This window comes from Actinomadura luzonensis (genome assembly GCF_022664455.2).
Classification (GTDB): domain Bacteria; phylum Actinomycetota; class Actinomycetes; order Streptosporangiales; family Streptosporangiaceae; genus Nonomuraea; species Nonomuraea luzonensis.
Genome location: NZ_JAKRKC020000001.1, coordinates 1375642 through 1392810 on the forward strand (window position 1 = coordinate 1375642; position 17169 = coordinate 1392810).

General features: G+C 69.3%; 16 protein-coding genes. 7 read left to right on the plus strand and 9 right to left on the minus strand.

Features of this window, described 5'->3' with window-relative positions:
* Window positions 1-266: 266 nt before the first annotated feature.
* The 3 genes from MF672_RS06535 to MF672_RS06545 are packed head-to-tail and all read left to right on the plus strand — an operon-like array spanning window position 267 to window position 3111.
* Window positions 267-500, plus strand: a complete 234-nt coding sequence (locus tag MF672_RS06535) for a hypothetical protein (protein WP_242374823.1) — start codon at window positions 267-269, stop codon at window positions 498-500.
* Window positions 497-2575 (plus strand): DUF6571 family protein, encoded by a 2079-nt coding sequence (locus MF672_RS51265; protein WP_302893170.1) that lies wholly within the window; start codon window positions 497-499, stop codon window positions 2573-2575. Before MF672_RS06535 ends, MF672_RS51265 begins: the two co-directional genes overlap by 4 nt.
* Entirely contained in the window at window positions 2572-3111 is a 540-nt protein-coding gene (locus tag MF672_RS06545) for a hypothetical protein (protein ID WP_242374821.1), read from the plus strand. The genes MF672_RS51265 and MF672_RS06545 overlap by 4 nt, the downstream gene beginning before the upstream one ends.
* 82 nt (window positions 3112-3193) lie before the next feature.
* Here MF672_RS06545 and MF672_RS06550 read toward each other — a convergent pair whose 3' ends face one another.
* The 4 genes from MF672_RS06550 to MF672_RS06565 form a co-directional block, all read right to left on the minus strand.
* Window positions 3194-3964, minus strand: coding sequence for an HNH endonuclease (locus MF672_RS06550; RefSeq protein WP_242374820.1), 771 nt, complete (start codon window positions 3962-3964; stop codon window positions 3194-3196).
* 308 nt (window positions 3965-4272) lie between these two features.
* A complete protein-coding gene (locus MF672_RS06555) occupies window positions 4273-4788 on the minus strand; it encodes a HEPN domain-containing protein (RefSeq protein ID WP_242374819.1) in 516 nt (171 codons plus the stop codon).
* A 101-nt stretch (window positions 4789-4889) separates the two neighbouring features.
* A complete protein-coding gene (locus MF672_RS06560) occupies window positions 4890-6128 on the minus strand; it encodes a DUF262 domain-containing protein (RefSeq protein WP_242374818.1) in 1239 nt (412 codons plus the stop codon).
* A gap of 217 nt (window positions 6129-6345) precedes the next feature.
* Window positions 6346-6600, minus strand: a complete 255-nt coding sequence (locus tag MF672_RS06565; protein ID WP_242374817.1) for a GntR family transcriptional regulator — start codon at window positions 6598-6600, stop codon at window positions 6346-6348.
* Window positions 6601-7743: 1143 nt separating this feature from the next.
* On the opposite strand from MF672_RS06565, the gene MF672_RS06570 reads away from it, so the two are divergent.
* Together MF672_RS06570 and MF672_RS06575 are read left to right on the plus strand one after the other, a co-directional pair.
* Window positions 7744-8856 (plus strand): ROK family protein, encoded by a 1113-nt coding sequence (locus MF672_RS06570; protein WP_242374816.1) that lies wholly within the window; start codon window positions 7744-7746, stop codon window positions 8854-8856.
* A gap of 553 nt (window positions 8857-9409) precedes the next feature.
* A complete protein-coding gene (locus MF672_RS06575) occupies window positions 9410-10372 on the plus strand; it encodes a zinc-binding dehydrogenase (protein ID WP_242374815.1) in 963 nt (320 codons plus the stop codon).
* Here the strand turns inward: MF672_RS06575 and MF672_RS06580 are convergent.
* Entirely contained in the window at window positions 10369-10863 is a 495-nt protein-coding gene (locus MF672_RS06580; protein ID WP_242374814.1) for a pectate lyase family protein, read from the minus strand. The genes MF672_RS06575 and MF672_RS06580 overlap by 4 nt on opposite strands.
* Window positions 10864-11076: 213 nt before the next feature.
* Here MF672_RS06580 and MF672_RS06585 point away from each other — a divergent pair, with 213 nt between their 5' ends.
* Window positions 11077-12366 carry an ArsB/NhaD family transporter gene (locus tag MF672_RS06585; RefSeq protein WP_444861113.1) on the plus strand — a complete coding sequence of 430 codons (1290 nt, stop codon included), beginning with the start codon at window positions 11077-11079 and terminating at the stop codon, window positions 12364-12366.
* Here MF672_RS06585 and MF672_RS06590 read toward each other — a convergent pair.
* Window positions 12359-12808, minus strand: coding sequence for a nuclear transport factor 2 family protein (locus MF672_RS06590; RefSeq protein WP_242374812.1), 450 nt, complete (start codon window positions 12806-12808; stop codon window positions 12359-12361). The genes MF672_RS06585 and MF672_RS06590 overlap by 8 nt on opposite strands.
* 80 nt (window positions 12809-12888) lie before the next feature.
* On the opposite strand from MF672_RS06590, the gene MF672_RS06595 reads away from it, so the two are divergent.
* Window positions 12889-13431, plus strand: coding sequence for a TetR/AcrR family transcriptional regulator (locus tag MF672_RS06595; protein WP_242374811.1), 543 nt, complete (start codon window positions 12889-12891; stop codon window positions 13429-13431).
* On the opposite strand, the gene MF672_RS06600 is transcribed toward MF672_RS06595, so the two are convergent.
* From MF672_RS06600 to MF672_RS06610, 3 genes are read right to left on the minus strand one after another with little or no spacing between them, the layout of a single operon-like run.
* Window positions 13409-15670 carry a xanthine dehydrogenase family protein molybdopterin-binding subunit gene (locus MF672_RS06600; protein ID WP_242374810.1) on the minus strand — a complete coding sequence of 754 codons (2262 nt, stop codon included), beginning with the start codon at window positions 15668-15670 and terminating at the stop codon, window positions 13409-13411. The genes MF672_RS06595 and MF672_RS06600 overlap by 23 nt on opposite strands.
* A complete protein-coding gene (locus tag MF672_RS06605) occupies window positions 15667-16650 on the minus strand; it encodes an FAD binding domain-containing protein (protein ID WP_242374809.1) in 984 nt (327 codons plus the stop codon). The genes MF672_RS06600 and MF672_RS06605 overlap by 4 nt, the downstream gene beginning before the upstream one ends.
* Entirely contained in the window at window positions 16647-17087 is a 441-nt protein-coding gene (locus tag MF672_RS06610) for a (2Fe-2S)-binding protein (RefSeq protein WP_242374840.1), read from the minus strand. Before MF672_RS06610 ends, MF672_RS06605 begins: the two co-directional genes overlap by 4 nt.
* Between the last annotated feature and the right edge of the window lie 82 nt (window positions 17088-17169).

The following is a 17169-nucleotide window of genomic DNA, read 5'->3' on the forward strand; positions in this document are numbered from 1 at the left end:
CCCCCGCCCGCCCGTTTCATCCCGCCATGGCCGTCTTGCCAGGCCAGCCCCTAACAACTCACTTTTCGCCTGGTGAAACTTTCACGTCCACCGCCCGAACCCCTTTGTGACGCCGAAAACCGAACCCCACCGCGTCCTTTTACTGCTATGACCCGGAATCCGACATGCCATTTGCGGACGCCACCATGAAAGACGTCATGCGGCCCGCCTCACCTGGGTACTCTTCGCCTGGTCACCGCCCGCCGACCAGCTCCGAAGGACCCAGGATGGCGACACAGGAGCAAATCTCGGCCGCCCGCCGGCACATCGAGCAGCTGCGCGACCAGCACGGCGGCGACGTCCGCGGCCTGATCCACCTCATCGACGCGGGCGCGATCAAAGGCCCCGCCGCCGACCGCCTGCTCCGCGACGTCCAGAGCTGGGACCAGGCGTTCCGCGCCATGTTCGACCGCGCCCTGAGCCTCCTCGAAACCCTCCGCCCGGACGGCACCCGCTCATGAGCCCAGGACCGGCCACTCCCCTCAGCATCGACCCGGCGCTGATGACCCAGCTCATCGCGCTGATGAAGCGCCTCGCGCACACCGTCCCCGACGTCGGCGTCCAGGTCGACAAGGCCCTGAGCCCGCTCCACCTCGCCCTCCACGGCCCCGGCACGGCCCGCGACCTCGGCCACCGGATCGCCGCCAAGGTCCCCGACCTGCAACGCCGCCTCGACCTGATGCTCGCCGCCCAGAAGGTCGCCCTGAACACCTCCCGCTCCCTCTGGGCCGACGAGTCCAAGTGGCTCTCCACGACCCCGGAAGCCGGCGCCGCAACCGCGAAACGCCTGGCCACCGCCCTCCGCACCGCCATCAGAACCGGCACCCTCGACCCCCACCTCCTCACCGAGCTCCAGCACCACCAGGACGACCCGTACTTCGCCCTGGCCTTCGCCACCCAGTTCCCCCCGAGCGACCTGCGCCAACTCCTCACCGCGCTCTACCGCCGCCAGACCGGCCTCGCCACCGGCCCCGACCCGGACGCCCTGGCCGAACTGGACAAACTCTCCGCCGCCCTCAGCACCACCCTCGCCACCGCCTCCCGAGGCGCCGGCGACCTGCAACTCCCCAAGGGCTACGTCGACCAGCTCCTCGCCCACCTCGACACCCCCGAGACCGCCTTCGCCCTCAACAAACTCCTCCGCACCGGCCACTTCGACGACCCGTTCCTCCGCGAGATCGCCACCAAGGTCTACGACTTCGAACGCGCCCAGCCGCCCGGCTCCCTCTACTGGCGCAACCTGATGCCCGCCACCCAGCCCATGAACGACCTCCCGGCCGCGTACAAGGACCCGATGGCCGCCGTCGCCGCCGCCCTCGCCCACAACCCCCGCGCCGCCCAGGACTTCCTCACCGACCCCGGCCGCAAACCCCTCGACTACCTGATGCGCGAACGCGTCTGGTACGAGGCCACGGACAGCGACCTCGGCCACGCCCTGGAAGCCGCCACCACCACCTTCCGCGACCACGACCTCCCGCCGGGCCAGTCCCGCGGCTACACATCCGCCCTGATTGCCTCCTGGGCGCTGCGCTTCTGGTCCAACCCAGCTGTCCAGTCCAACCTCCACGACACCCGGCAGAGCGCAGGCAACATCCTCGCCGCGTACACAAGCGACCTGAACCGTCTCGCGGGTCGACGAGTGTCCCAACCACCCGGTGTGTCCCCGATTCCTGACTCCGACCCCCACTTGCGAGGCGTGCAGCCCTACGGCGCGATGTTGGACCACGACGGCGTCATGAACGTGATGAAGTGGGCCTTCGACGACCCGGTGGCGTTGAAGACAGTAGTGGCGGCCCAAGGGCAGTACAGCATCAACGTGCTGAACGAGCGGGCAGCGAAGGTCGCCGAGCAGGTGCGCTCGGACTTCGAGCGGTGGCATCGAGCCCATCCTGAGGCGACCACCGCCGAGATCAACGAGCAGCGTCAGAGGATCCTGGAGGACCGCATGGCAGGGCCGGGCGGGGCCGCCTTCAGCACGGACGTGGAGAGACTGAGCAAGACCTTGTACATCATCACCGACGCGGGGAACATCGCCCACATCGACAGGGCGGACGCGCACGATCGCGTGTTCGGCGCGTTCAAGGAAGCCGTGACGAGCGTGGCAGATCTCGTTCCAGGGCCTCAGGGCAAGATCAGCAGCTTCCTTTTCGACCAGGCCAAATCGGCGGTGTTTGGACAGATGTCAACCCAACAGGGGGACGCGGCGCGTAGCCAGGCGGCCTCCACGCTCGGCCAGAGCATCGACATGTTCACCGACATCACGGCGGACGTCATGATGCGGCACGGCCTCTTCGGGGACGGCGAGGTTCCCGCCCGCACCCACCCTCACGCGTCCACCAACTACCCTCGCGGCTCAGAGGGGGATTTCCTGGATGGCAGCAGGATCGTGCTGTGGAGCCAGATGAACCACCAGCAGCGCGACGCCTACTCGGAATGGCTCAGCCTCGGCGAGACGGGAGTGGTCTTCCGCGACCCCATGAGAGCGGTCAGAGACGGCTTCAAGCAAGCAGGCGCCTCCGAGGAGCCCGGCCCATGAGAGCCTCCATCCTCGCGCCCCTTCTGCTCATGGCTATGGCCATGGCCTCGGCCTGCACCTCCTCCCCACCACCCGACACCCGCCCCTTGGGCAACGTGACAGCGAGCCCTCAAGAGTGCGGCCTCATCGCGAAGCGGGTCATCATCCGCGCGACCGGCGTCGAGATGTACGAGGCTTCCGGCAGCGAGCGAGGAGGACCGTTCTCCTACTGCGTGGTGACCGACCCGCAGCACGACGATCGCGGCTCCCTCCTTTCCATTCAGCTCGACAACCCGTCCGCCCTATCCGCCGAGGAGTTGGCGAACACCAAGAAGCATGACCACGGTGTGGACCTCCCACCTGGCCTCGGCCCCGGTTATACGGCCAATTTTGATGGCAAGAACAGTCGCAACACGTACGCCTACGCGTGGACCTCGGACGCCAGCCGTCTTCTGTCCGTCTGGATAACCCCGGGAGCTTCAGGCCGGGATCACCGGGCGGATGCCATTGAGTTCATCCGCCAGCTCAGACCTGTCCTCCTGGCCACGGCTAAGTAACACAGCTATGGACGCTCCACACCCAACCGCCGGTGACTGGCTGGGCATGACGCTGTTCACCGGTTCCCCCTCGGCTGCGGACTCAACTGGCAGTTCGAAAGCGGTCGTAGCGTTCCTCCAGAAGTACTGGGTCCGGTTGATCAGCTCGCCTCCGAGGAAGAGCTAGCGCGTGGTGGTGCAATTCTTGAAGTCCGTGCTTGAGCATAGGTCCATCGATCTCGCGTAGGATGTCTGCACGTACTTCGACGACATAGTCAGGCCGAATTCCGAGAATGTTCTCGTCGTACGCTGCATGGTGGATTTTACACAAAGAAACACCGTTGGCTATAGCTGGAACACCTCGGGTGTCGCGGTCAGGAATGATGTGAGCCGCATCAAGGAGCGATCGGTGCCGGAGCCGGCACATTGCACACGCGCTCTCATACGCCTGGATGACCCGCTGTCGAAAGACCGGTTGGTGCAGTCGTCGCCTCGTGATTCCTAGAGAGTACCGACGTTCGATCTCGCTGCTCACGCCTCCGATGGGCAGGGATCGTTGCGCTTCATCCAAGGCCACCGCCACCTGTGATTGCTCAGCCTCGACGCCGACGATCCAGACAGGAAAGAAAGGCAGGTATACCCCTTGCTGTATTCCGAAGAACCATATGAGCGGCACCCCCTCGCGAAAGGCCGCTCGTAGCCCAGCGTTGGTGTAGTGCTGCGGGTTGCCTTGGAACTTGTAGCGCAGCAGGCCGTCGCTTCCCACCTCGTCCTCGTAAGGCACCCGCCCGCCTCCAGGCGTGTAGGTGGTCAAGATCGACAGCGCGGCGGTCAGACCTCTGGGTTTCCTGATACCTAGCTGATTGTCGATCAAGGGGAACACTCGTCCCTCGAACCTGAAGCCAAGCAACTCGTCACGGCGGACAATTGGGGTGTCAGGCGTACATCTCTGCCGAAGCCAAGCCATGGCCGCCGCTCGTACCCGAGCGTCCAAGTCATCGGGGGGTGTTGTGAGCACAAGGCACTTTTACACCCTTAGCCAGCCTGCCTGCTAGGGCATCTGGCTACGCAGCACGAGGCCACCAACTCAGGCGGGTGTCACTCGCAATCGAAACAGAGGCGTCAGGACTCGATGGTCGCCCTCGATGGGCCGTTCAGACCAGAGAGATAGTGTGAGCAGACCTACAACTGCTCTAGCAGTTCGTCAATCACCCTAAAACCATCCCGCAATTCTTGCACCGTCACATACTCTACTTGCGGATCGAGCAATCGCTGAGGCTTCCCCGATTTGTGCGCCAGCTCTCCTCTAGCCGTCGCCCACGCTTCGAGAGCACTCAACCACTGCTCGTCGATATCCTCCTCCCGAACACCCAGCGGGAGGAGGATCCTCAGCAGGTTCTTCTCCTTGATGCCGTTGTTCTGCATGATCACATAGTTCAGATAGTTCTTGCGAGCGGCTTCAACCCGTTCGGTGAGATTAGGCGCCTTTTTCTGCCTCTCGCTAGCAGAAAGGATGGTCGTCTCCTTCCACCCCAAGGAGCTCTCATATGCGACCAGGGCAAGTAGGCTCGGCCTGATATTGCCATGCGCGAGCCATTCACTTACAGCCCGAGAAACGATCTGCTGCGCCCGGTCCTCTATGAATGCCTCGAACTCGGCATGAGCCAGGAGGCGGAACGCTCTCGCGCTCTCATGCACGCGAACCGTATAAAGCCCCGTCGGGTCGAACTCCTCGGGGAGGAGATTACTCCGTAACTCTAGTAAGCGTGCATAGAGAGTCTGGAAACGAGGAGAAGGCATCAATCCGCCTTGAATACTATCTTCTCATCGTCGCCGATATATGGGATCCGCAACTGGTTCTCGCCAACGATCGGAGCAAGCGTTTCGCCCCACTTCTGAAGTCGGTATTGAGTTGCGTTAATGGATTTCGTAGTACTCTGCACCGCTTGCACGAATTCCGTGTCCACATCGCAGAGATCCTGAAATGCCTCACGGACGTCGACAGCCCGTGCCTGCGCAGCCGCCCTAACCGAAGGTGTCGAGAAGTAGTAGGTCATCACATCGAAGATTGCCCTATTGAAGCGGTTCTCGTAGTGATCCCTATCCCACCGATGAAAGGCATCCGAGCCGAAAATGGCTACCGTACAGTCGATTGCCCGATCACACTGCAGGGCTGCATCCCGTATGCCGGACTCTTCAGCGAGCCACTTCTGGTTAAGCTTCTCGGTCGTCCCGTCAAGAAACTTCTTCAAGTCGCCGCGATAGTCAGGCAGATAATAGGAGAAGGCAAAGTACCTCAACAGGATCTCGACATCACGCATTCGAAAGTCAGGCCCGTTGAGCTTGAGCGCCCTCTGCAAAGAGGTGCTGGCGCTCGCATGATCGTCAAGGAAGTTGGTGAACTCACCAGGGTGAAGCGCCTGCCGGAGTTCCTGCGGAGAGAGGCTTACGCTGCCAGTGTTCAGGCGCAGGAAGACCAGATTGAGGAACTCCTCATTCGGCCATGCCCGCACCACGACCGTACGGATGGTCTGGTTGAGGAACGAGTTCAAGTCCTCGACTCTGGCCGCATCGTTTTCCATCTTCGCCAGAGTCTGCCTGTTGAGATCTGTCCGGACGTCAAGACCTCTAAGACTGAACTTACGGAACTCCTCTGTTGTGTTCGCCGCAAAGGATGATCCCTCTGCGAACTGCCGCAGCGCAAGAAGCCGCTGCTTGCCGTCGAGAACGAGAAAAGAACCTCGTCGCCTCTTATCCTCAGCAAGAACCAACTGTGGTATGGGAAGGCCAAGGATTAGCGATTCGATGAACCGGCTCTTCCGCTTGAGATCCCAGGCATCTCTCCGCTGAAACCGCGGGTTGAGCTGAATGTTACCTCGGCGTAGCTGACTAAGAATTGTTTCGGCTGTCCAGTCGGTGTCGGTTACTACTGCTTGGGAGACAGCATCGGGCGCCACCGGTTCCTCGTCGTCCTCGACATCTCCCCACTGGGTGTCAAGGTGGTCGAATCTGATGTCCAGATCCTCTTGGTCATCCATGTGCTCACCCTCCAGATCTGGGCAGTCTACCTCCGTACGGCACACTAGCTGCAACAGTAGAGTATTGAAGAAATTTCCTCCCAAACAGTTGATTTTACACTTCCGTCCGCGTCTGACCGCTTAATGCCGCTCCTTCCCAATAGACGGCCTTGCTTACAGGGAACCTAGGGCCAGCGAGGCGGGACCAGGCTCATGGGCGCCCTCTCCAGTTCACCGGTCAGCGCTGGTCGGGCCACTGCTCGCGAGGCGCCACAAACGTTCCGCGGCCTTGGATGGTGACCACCCAGCCTTGCTCGCGCAGGAGTTCCATGGCGCGGCGGACTGAGCCGCGGGCAATGCCGTGCTCCTGCTGGAGCGAGCTCTCGGAGGGCACGAGCTGTCGCTCCTCCAGGTCGCCTGCCTTGATTCTGTCCCGGATGATGCGGGCCAGCTGCTCGTAGATCGGCGTGGGGTCGAGCTGGTCAACCGTCATGGCTAGCACGTTAAGGACGTACTTCCAGGTACTTACGTTGGGTACGGGTAGGACGTGCTAGACGGGCTATACGAGTTATACGTATGCTCGTTCGTGCAGGCGAAGAGAGGGTGCGCTGGGCGGTGCAGCGCCGAGCGTTCCGTGGTCGGACGCCGGGAGGTCCAATCCATGGGTGAAGGAATCACAGCGGCCGAGGTGCAGGCGGTGTTGCGGCGGCACGGTTACCGGCTCCACGCGGTCGAACACGTTCGCAGGCTGTTGTTGGCGCGTGTCGACGTCGCGCCGCGTGAGGTCGTTCAGGGCCCTCGCCGGGGAAGTGCGCGGTGACTTTCTCGGAGTACCACGGGCCGCATGATGAGCCGCCCAAGCCTGGCCACGTTGTGCTGACCTGGTACGAGCCCGGGAAGCGGACGCCGCGGGTACGCGTCGTCTCCCATACCTGTGGGTGTCGGAGGGTCGTATACGAGTTGTGTAGTGCCGGTGGGCAGGGGTTCGTTCGGCGTACGGAGCAGGAGCGCAGGGCTGTGCGTGAGACTGCTTGGACGGTGAGCAGGGTCGCGCAGGTCACCTTCAACCAGATCCTGCTGGGTGAGGCGAGGTGAGAGCAGGCGCACCAGGGGCTTTTAGGCCCATTGCCAGGCGAGTTCCAGGGGGCTGCCGGGGAATTGGCGGTGCCACCGCGTGGAGAGGGTGAGAAAGGTCAGGCAGATGGTGGCCCGAGGTCAGGGGGATCCACCAGGGGCGGAAGGCGGCGAGGTGGGTGGCCAAGGCGAGGCGCCGGTCGCAGCAGCGGGCGCTCGCGGCGAGGTACTGGAAGACGTGGCAGGACAGGGCGGCGCGGCCGACATTCGTAATGGTGGTCAGGGCGGGGCCCGGGGGTGGTGCGGTGGGACAGGTCAGGCCCTTGTGGACCGCGCCTCGGTACTGGAGGTGTTGGTGCCGAGCGGGCCCGTGACGGCGATGCCGCGGAGGGCGTGCAGGGCTTCGACGCGTTTGCCCGCGTCCACCGGCGGCGCTCGGCCGGATGCCGCTGACCTCCTCGTACGCGACGAGATCGGGGCTACGGGGTGTACGAAGCTTGATCGGTCCGGCATGCTGAGGGCGAGGGTTTCCGTCACGGTCACGCGTCCCTGAGGGGCGGGCATGAGCAGCTCCACACCCTGGTGCATCGTCGGTCTGGACAACGGCGGCAACGCCAACAATGCGACCGTCCTGGACGGCTCCGGGCGGTTCCTGGTGGACGGGATGGTCGAGTCGCCCAGCAGGGTGCGGGAAGGGCCCAAGGCGGCGTTGCAGGCGCTGGCGGAGGCGATGGAGCGGGTGCTGGAGGTCACCGGGGTACGCAGGTCGGCGGTGGCGGGGGTGGGGCTGGACACTCCTGGGCCGGCCAGCGCGGACGGGGTCATCTCGTCGCGGGGGTCCACCAATTTCCTGCATCCGGAGTGGGCCGGGTTCGACATCCGGACGGCGCTCGAGGAGCTGCTGCAACTGCCCGTCGTGTACAGCAACGACGCGAACGCGGCGGCGCTCTACGCGCACTACACGTACTTCGGGCCGGAGCGGGCGGGACGCGCGTCGTCGGTGTCGGCGATCGTCGGGACGGGGCTGGGCGGCGGGGTCGTCGAGGCCGGGCAGGTCGTACGGGGGGCGGCGGGCATGGCCGGGGAGCTCGGGCACATCCCGCTTCCGTCGGCCGGGCTGCTGGAGGACGGGCAGGCGCTGCCGGCGTGCAACTGCGGGAACGCGGGCGATGTCGAGAGCTTCGCGTCGCTGACCGGGATCGAGAAGAATCTGCTGCCGTACTGGATCGCGAAATATCCGGATCATCCGCTGGCCGCCGAACCGCTTCCCGTGGCGGCCCGGGCGCTCCGGGCGTACGCGGAGCGGGAGGATCCGCTCGCGTTGAGCGTTTTCGAGCAGCAGGCCAAGGCGCTCGGGATGCTCTTCACCATCGCGGCCAACTTCACCGATCCGCACGCCTACTTCGTGGGCGGTGGGGTCGTGGCGGCCAAGGCGCGGTTCCGGGAGTGGCTGCTGGAGCGGGTGCGGGTGCACACGGCGCTGCGGGTGGAGCAGCGGGAGGCGGCGGTGTTCGCGCTGGTGCCGGATCTGGACATGGCGGGGGCTCGGGGGGCGGCCATCGCGGCCCGCGAGGCCCTCGCGACCGGCGAGGCCGTGGCAACCGGCGAGGCCGCTACGACCGGCGAGGCCGTCGCCGTCTCGCCTCGGCCAGGCGTGGCACCCGGCCCGGCGTAGCGTCCAGATGCTGCTGGGTGCGATCCGTGCGGTCGCCTCGGGCGGGTGGGGCATCGAATGGCGAAGGGAGTGGAGGGCCTGCTGTCCAGGCGCGACGCCCGCGGCGGGTCCGAGCGCCCGCGGTGGGCCCGAGCGCCCGCGGTGGGCCCGAGCGCCCGTGGTGGGCCCGAGCGCCCGTGGTGGGCCCGAGGAGCTGTGGATGGCTGGGAGCGCTGTCGCGGGAGTGGTAACGGGCGCGGGAGCGGTGGCGGATGCCGGAGCGGTGGCGGATGCCGGAGCGGTGGCGGATGCCGGAGTGGTGGCGGACGCGGGGTGGTGGCGGGCTGGCTGCTGCCGGTCGGGCCTGGCTCGGCGAACGTGCTCCTCGTGACGGCCCTCGACGTGCCGGGGTTGACGATCGCGGGCACCGTACGGGTTCGCGCGCCGCGCGGGCCGTGGCGGAGGGCGACGACGGTCCTCGCCGAGGACCCACGGGTTGACCTCAAGGTTGGTTGAGGTTGAAGACTGAGAGCGACGACGACACAGAATCTGAGGAAAGGTGGTCGTTCTCGGGATGCGTGCGATTCAGGTGGCCTCGTTCGGGGGGCCGGAAGTGCTGGAGCCGGTGGAGGTGCCCGAGCCGCGGGCCGGGGCCGGGCAGGTCGTGGTCGGCATGGCGGTGGCGGACGTGATCTTCCTGGACACGCTGCTGCGCGGCGGGTGGGGCCAGGAGTTCTTCCCGCGGGAGCTGCCGTACGTGCCGGGCGGCGGCGGGGCCGGCGAGGTGGTCGAGGTCGGCGAGGGCGTGGACCCGGCGTGGGTCGGGCGGCGGGTCGTGGTGCGGACCAGCAGCGGGTACGCCGAGCGGGTCGTCGCCGGGGTCGAGGAGGTCACCCCGATCCCGGACGGTCTCGGGTACGAGACGGCGGCGGCGCTCCTCCACGACGGCGCGACCGCGATCATGATGGACCGGCTCGGCGCTCCGGAGAAGGGCGAATGGGTGCTGGTGTCCGCGGCGGCCGGCGGCGCGGGGACGCTGCTGGTGCAGCTCGCCGTCGAGGCGGGCGCGCGGGTGGTGGCGGCGGCCTCCAGCGAGCGCAAGCTGGCGCTGGCCCGGGACCTGGGCGCGGAGGCCGTGGTGGACTACACGCGTCCGGACTGGGTCGGACGCGTGCGTGAGACGACCGGCGGCGGGGCTCAGCTCGTGTACGACGGGGCGGGCGGCGCGCTCGGCTCGGCGGCCGTGGAGGCGGTGGCCGACGGCGGGCGGTTCGTCACGTACGGGACGAGTGACGGGTTCGCCGCGCCCGACCAGGAGGCGGCGGAGCGGCGCGGCGTCCGGCTGGTCTTCCCGCTGCTGGACGGCCCGCCCAAGCCGGACGCCGTGCGGGAGGTGCTGGAGGAGGCGCTGCGGCGGGGCGCCGAGGGGCGGCTGCGGCCGGTGATCGGGGCGACGTACCCGCTGGAGCGGGCGGCCGACGCGCATCTCGCGCTGGCCGCCCGCGCCACGGTGGGCAAGTCGCTCCTGGTGATCTAGCGGCCGATCCGGCCGACGCCGGCGCCCGCCTGGACCTTCGCGGGGACGGTGGCGGGGTCGTCGAGCGTGTAGGCGTAGTAGGCGCCCGATTCCTGGACGGCGCCGCTGCAGTCGGGCGTGCCCGACTCGTCCGCGAAGACGTTGTTGCGGGCCGCGCAGCGTGCGGCGGGCCCGGTGTAGTGGTCGGAGACCGGCTCGCCGAAGCGCACGCGCGGGTTGCGCTGCGGGGTGCGGTCGAACCAGTCGTGGTGGTGGGTGACCTTCAGGCGGGCGACGGCGTCCTGGGCGGCGTTGGAGTCGTCGTGGCCGAGCAGCATGTTCTTGGTGTGGTCGTGGGTGTGGTTCCAGGAGACGGTCACGTACGGGGAGCCGCCTGAGGTCAGGTTACGGACGATGACGTTGTGGACGGCGTTCGCGGGGGGCGCGGTGTCCACCTCGGCGGTCGGGCCGCCCGCGCCGCCCGTGGTGCCGTTCTGCCCCCAGGCGTTCACGGCGGCGAAGCCGGTGGGGGCGCCGGCGGCGTCGCTGGGCAGGCAGCCGGGATCCGGCCGTGGTGTTGCGCGTGGCGCATCAACGGGTTCGGTGTGCAGTTGCGTCGCAGGCCGAAGTGATCGCGGCACCTGCTCGTGCAAGCGGTTGCAGGGCACGTTTTGCACCCGGCGCGAAGGGAAGTCAGGTCCGGGATCTGGGGAGCTGGCTTGACGGTGACGGCCTGGGCGGCGGTGGCCGCCTTCCTGACGGCGTACACGCTGATCGCCACCGAGAAGGTGCACCGGGTGGCGGCGGCGCTCGGCGGGGCCGCGGTCATGTTGCTGGTCCACGCCACCGACGCGGGCGCGGCCTTCTTCTCGGCGGCGGCCGGGATCGACTGGAACGTCATCTTCCTGCTGCTCGGCATGATGATCATCGTCGGGGTGCTCAGGCGGACCGGCGTCTTCGAGTTCCTCGCGATCTGGGCCGCCAAGCGGGCGCGCGGCCGGCCGTTCCGGCTCATGGCGCTGCTCATCCTCATCACCGCCGGCGCGTCGGCGCTGCTCGACAACGTCACGACGGTGCTGCTCGTCGCGCCGGTCACGTTCCTGGTGTGCGAGCGGCTGGCGCTGCCGGTGGCGCCGTTCCTCATCGTGGAGGCCATGGCCTCGAACATCGGCGGCACCGCCACGCTCATCGGCGACCCGCCGAACATCATCATCGCCGGCCGCGGCGGGCTGGGCTTCAACGACTTCCTCGCCCACCTGACGCCGCTGATCGTGGTGCTGGTGTGCGCGTTCGCCGCGTTGTGCCGGTGGCTGTTCCGCGACGTCCTCCGCCACGACCCCGGCCGTGCCGCCGAGATCATGACGCTGGACGAGCGGGAGGCCATCGCCGACCGCCGGCTGCTGCGGCAGTCGCTCGCGGTGCTGGCGCTGGTGCTGGCGGCGTTCGTGCTGCATCCGGTGCTGCACTACGAGCCGTCCGTGGTGGCGCTGCTCGGCGCCGGGGTGCTGGTGGCGGCGACCCGGGTGACCACCGAGGAGGCGCTGCGCGAGGTGGAGTGGCCGACGCTGGTCTTCTTCGCCGGGCTGTTCGTGATGGTCGGGGCGCTGGTGGAGACCGGGGTGATCCGGCGGCTGTCCGAGGCCGCGGCGTCGGCCACCGGCGGCCGGCTCGCGGTGACCACGATGGTGCTGCTCTGGGCCTCGACGGGGCTGTCGGCGGTCGTGGACAACATCCCGTACGTGGCCGCCATGAGCCCCGTCGTGGCCGACCTGGTCCAGGCCAACGGCGGCCCAGGACCGGCGCGGGTGCTCTGGTGGGCCCTCGCGCTCGGGGCCGACCTGGGCGGCAACGCCACGGCCGTCGGGGCGGCGGCCAACGTCGTCGTCATCGGCATCGCCGCCCGCAACGGCACGCCGATCGGCTTCTGGCGGTTCACCAGGTACGGCCTCGTGGTGACGCTGGTGACCGTGGCGTTGTCGGTGCCGTACCTGTGGCTGCGCTACCTGCTCACCTGAGCGGCAGCGGCGGCTCCGCGCCCGCGCGCGGCCCGCGGATGCGGCGCTCCGACTCGTCGATGCGGACGTCGTCGATGCTGGCCTCGCGCCGCCGCATCAGCCCGTCGGCGTCGAACTCCCACTGCTCGTTGCCGTAGCTGCGCCACCACTGGCCGTCGGCGTCGCGGCACTCGTACTGGAAGCGCACGGCGATGCGGTCGCCGAGCACCGCCCACAGCTCCTTGCGCAGCGCGTAGTCCAGCTCCCTGTCCCACTTGCGGCGGAGGAACGCGCGGATCTCGTCGCGGCCGCGCAGGAACTCGCCGCGGTTGCGCCACACGGAGTCCTCGGTGTACGCGAGCGCGACGCGGTCGGGGTCGCGGGTGTTCCAGGCGTCCTCGGCGGCCTGGACCTTGATCCGGGCGGTCTCCTCGGTGAACGGCGGGACGGGCGGGCGGGTCATCGGGCCTCCTGCGGACGAGCGGAGAACGAGCGTTCTCCCGTAGCCTAGAGAACGCTCGTTCTCCAACGCAAGGAGGGGTCATGGAACACGCCGAGCGGGTCCTCGCCGCGGCCGCCGAGCTGTTCTACCGGCGCGGCGTCCGCGCGGTCGGCATGGACGAGGTCCGCGCCGCCTCCGGCGTGTCGCTCAAGCGGCTCTACCAGTGCTACCCGTCGAAGGAGGCGCTGGTGGTGGCGTACCTGGAGCGGCGGGACGAGCGCTGGATGTCCTCGCTGACCGGCTACGTCGCCGCCCGCCCCGACAAGATCCCCGCCGTGTTCGACTGGCTGGAGCGGTGGTTCGGCGAGGACGGCTTCCGCGGCTGCGGCTTCGTCAACGCCTACGGCGAGCTCGGCGCCGAGTCCGCGGCCGTCCGCGACGCCGTCCGCCGGCACAAGCGGCGGCTGCGCGACTACCTGCGCGGCCTGGCCGCCGAGGCCGGCGCGGCGGACCCCGACCTGCGCGCCGAGCAGCTGCTCGTGCTGATCGACGGGGCCACCGCCGTCGCCATGGTCGAGACCCCGGAGCGGGCCGCGGCGGCGGCGCGGGCCGCCGCCGCGCTCACAGCACCTTGTCCAGCGTGATCGGCAGGTCGAGGACCCGCTTGCCGGTGGCGTGCCGCACGGCGTTCGCGACCGCCGCGGCCACCCCGGCGATGCTCACCTCGCCGATGCCGACCAGGCCGAGCGGCATCCTCGGGTCCGGCTCGTCCAGGTAGTGCACGTCGATGCGGGGCACGTCGGCGTGCACGGGGACGTGGTAGTCGGCGAGGCCCGGGTTCACGATCCGCCCGGTACGCGGATCGACCAGCGTCTCCTCCGCCAGCGCCATGCCGAGCCCCATCACGATCCCGCCCCTGAGCTGGCTCGCCGCCGTCTTGGCGTTGATCACCCGGCCGACGTCGAAGACGCCGAGCCAGCGCGAGACCCGCACCTCGCCGGTGTCGGCGTCCACCCGCACCTCGCAGAAGTGCGCGCCGCACGCCGCCTTCACCCACCGCCTGCGCTCCAGCAGGGTCCGCGCGAGCAGGACCGGCATGTTGGCCTTGACCTCGGCCGTCACGTGCTCGCGGCCGGCCCGCGCGAGGATCGCGGCGTACGTCTCCCCCGCCGCGCCGTGGAACAGCCCGCCGTCGCGGGCCACCACCCGGGAGATCCGCTGCCCGCGCAGCGGCGAGCCGGGGGCGCGCCTGGCCAGGGCGAGCACCGAACGCTTCAGCTTGTCGCAGGCGGCCAGCACGGCGGCGGCGACGCTCGCGGTCTGCATCGAGCCGCCCGCGCCGGGGCTGTCGGGCAGGTCGGAGTCGCCGTACTCGACGCGTACCGACGACAGCGGCACGCCCAGCTCGTCGGCGGCGATCTGGGCCTGCACGGTCGTCGCGCCCATGCCCATCTCCTGCATGCCGCAGCGCACCACGACCCGGCCGGCCGCGTCGAGCCGCACGGTGGCGCTCGCGGCCAGCACCATCGACGGGTGGTAGGCCGTCGCGACCCCCATGCCGACCAGCCACCGGCCGTCCCGCATGGCCCCGGCGCGCGGCTCGCGCCCGCTCCAGCCGAACCGCTCGGCCCCGAGCGCGTACGCCTCCCGCACCAGCCGCCGGGTGAACCGCTTGCCGTCCACCGGGTCGCGCTCGGGCTCGTTGCGCATTCGCAGCTCGATCGGGTCGAGGCCGAGCTGCCAGGCCAGCTCGTCCACGGCGGACTCCAGCGCGAACGTGCCGATGGCCTCGCCGGGGGCGCGCATGGCGGTGTTGGACACCAGGTCGAGCTGGACGAGGTGCTGGCGCAGGTGGATGTTCGGGGCGGCGTACAGGTGCCGGGTGGCGGAGGTGATCGGCTCCGGCATGCCGCCGACCCGTCCGGTCCTGGAGACGCTGGTGTGCACGATCGCCGTGAGGCGGCCGTCCGCGTCCGCGCCGAGCGCGACCCGCTGCGTGCTCGGGGTGCGCCCGCCGACCGTCCGGTAGACGGCGGCCCGGCTGAGCGCCAGCCGCACCGGGCGGCCGACGGCCCGCGCGGCCAGCACCGCGAGCAGGGTTCCCGCCCACACCATCGCCTTGCCGCCGAACCCGCCGCCGACGTACGGCGACAACACCCGCACGTTCCGCTCGGGCACCTCGAACCGCTGCGCGAGGTGCTTGCGCAGCCACGCGATGTTCTGCGTGCTCTCGTGCACGGTCAGCCGGTCGCCGTCCCAGACGGCGGTGGTGGCGTGCGGCTCGATGGCGTTGTGGTGGTACGGCGGCGTGGTGAACCGCAGGTCCACCTTGACCGGGGCGGCCGCCAGCGCCGCCAGGGCGTCGCCCTTGTCGGCCGTGGCCTCCTGGAGCAGGTTGCCCTTCTGCGGCACCGCGTTCGGCTCCTCGGCGGCGAAGTCCACCACGGCGGGCAGCTCCTGGTACGCGGGCCGCACCAGCGTCGCCGCGTACCCGGCGGCCTGCGGCGTCTCGGCGACCACGACCGCGACCGGCTGGCCGTTCCAGTGCACCTCGTCGGTGGCCAGGTAGTTGACGGACGTGGCCGAGACGAACGTGCTGAGGTCGAGCGGGGTGAACGCGCGCGGCGGCTTCATGGGCGCGGCGTTCTCGTGGGTGAGCACCTCGATCACGCCGGGGACCGCCCTGGCCGCCGCCGTGTCGATCGCGGTGATCCGGCCGCGCGCGATCGCGGCGGGCACGAGGGCGGCGTGCGCCAGGCCGGGGTAGGGGTGCTCGGCGGCGAAGCGGGCCTCGCCGGTGACCTTGGCCCGGCCGTCGCGGCGGTCGACGGGCTGCCCGACGTACTTCTCGGCGCCGGTCGTCCGTTCGGCGGTGGTGGTCATGCCGTCTCCTCCATCAGGTCGCGCAGCGTGGCCGTGATCGTGGCGCGGGCCAGGCGGGACTTGAACGCGTTGCCGGGAAGGACGGCGGCGGGCGCCAGCTCGGCCTCGGCCGCCCGCCGGAACGCCTCCTCGCCGGCCGGCCCGCCGAGCAGCAGCCGCTCGGCCTCCCTGGCCCGCCACGGCACGGTCGCCACGCCGCCGAGCGCCAGCCGGACCCCGGTCACCGTCCCGTCCCGCACCTCCAGCGCGGCGGCGACGGAGACCAGCGCGAACGCGTACGACGCCCGGTCGCGGACCTTGCGGTAACGGGAGGGCGCGGGCGGGGGCGGCAGCTCGACCGCCGTGATCAGCTCGTCGGCGGCCAGCACGGTCTCCACGTGCGGCGTGTCGCCGGGCGGCAGGTGGAACTCGGTGAACGGGATCCGCCGCACGCCGCGCACGCTGCGGGCCTCCACGACGGCGTCGAGGGCGGCCAGCGCGACGCACAGGTCGGACGGGTGCGTGGCGATGCAGCTCCCGCTCACGCCGAGGATGGCGTGCGAGCGGTTGAAGCCGCCGAAGGCGTCGCAGCCGGCACCCGGCTCGCGCTTGTTGCAGGCCGCCTCGCGGTCGTAGAAGTAGGGGCACCGGGTGCGCTGGAGCAGGTTGCCGCCCACGGTCGCCATGTTGCGGAGCTGCGCCGAGGCCCCGGCCAGGATCGCCTCGGCCAGCACCGGGTAGCGGGCCGCCACCCGCCGGTCGGCGGCGAGCGCGCTGTTGCGCACCAGCGCGCCGACGCGGAGGCCGCCGCCGGGCAGGTCGTGCACCTCGTCGAGGGGCAGCGCGGCGAGGTCCACGACGGTGTCGGGGCGCTCGATGCCCTCGCGCATGAGGTCGACCAGGTTGGTGCCGCCGCCGAGGAACTTCACGCCGGGGCCGCCGGCGACGGCGCGCACGGCCTCGTCGACGTCGGCGGGCTTCAGGTAGGCGAAGGGCTTCACGACCGGGCCACCTCGGTGATCGCGGCGACGATGCCGTTGTAGGCGCCGCAGCGGCACAGGTTGCCGCTCATCCGCTCCCTGATCGCGGCCTCGTCCAGGGTGGCGGGGTCGTCCTGCTCGGCCAGCAGGCCGATGGCCGAGCAGATCTGGCCCGGCGTGCAGTAGCCGCACTGAAGGCCGTCGTGGCGGACGAACGCCTCCTGGAGGGGGTGCGGGGTCACCCCCTCGACGGTGGTGATCTCCTTGCCGGCGTACTGGACGGCCAGCGCGAGGCAGGAGTTGATCCGCATCCCGTCGGCGAGGACCGTGCACGCGCCGCACGCGCCCTGGTCGCAGCCCTTCTTCACGCCGGTCAGGCCCAGCCGGTCGCGCAGCAGGTCCGCCAGGCTCACCCAGGGCTCGACGTCGAGTTTCTCGTCGGAGCCGTTCACCCGCATCCGTATCTCGGTCACGGTCCGGACGCTAACAGAACGGCGTCCGCTTAACAAGAGAACGCTGTTCTTTTAACCTCGGGCGAGT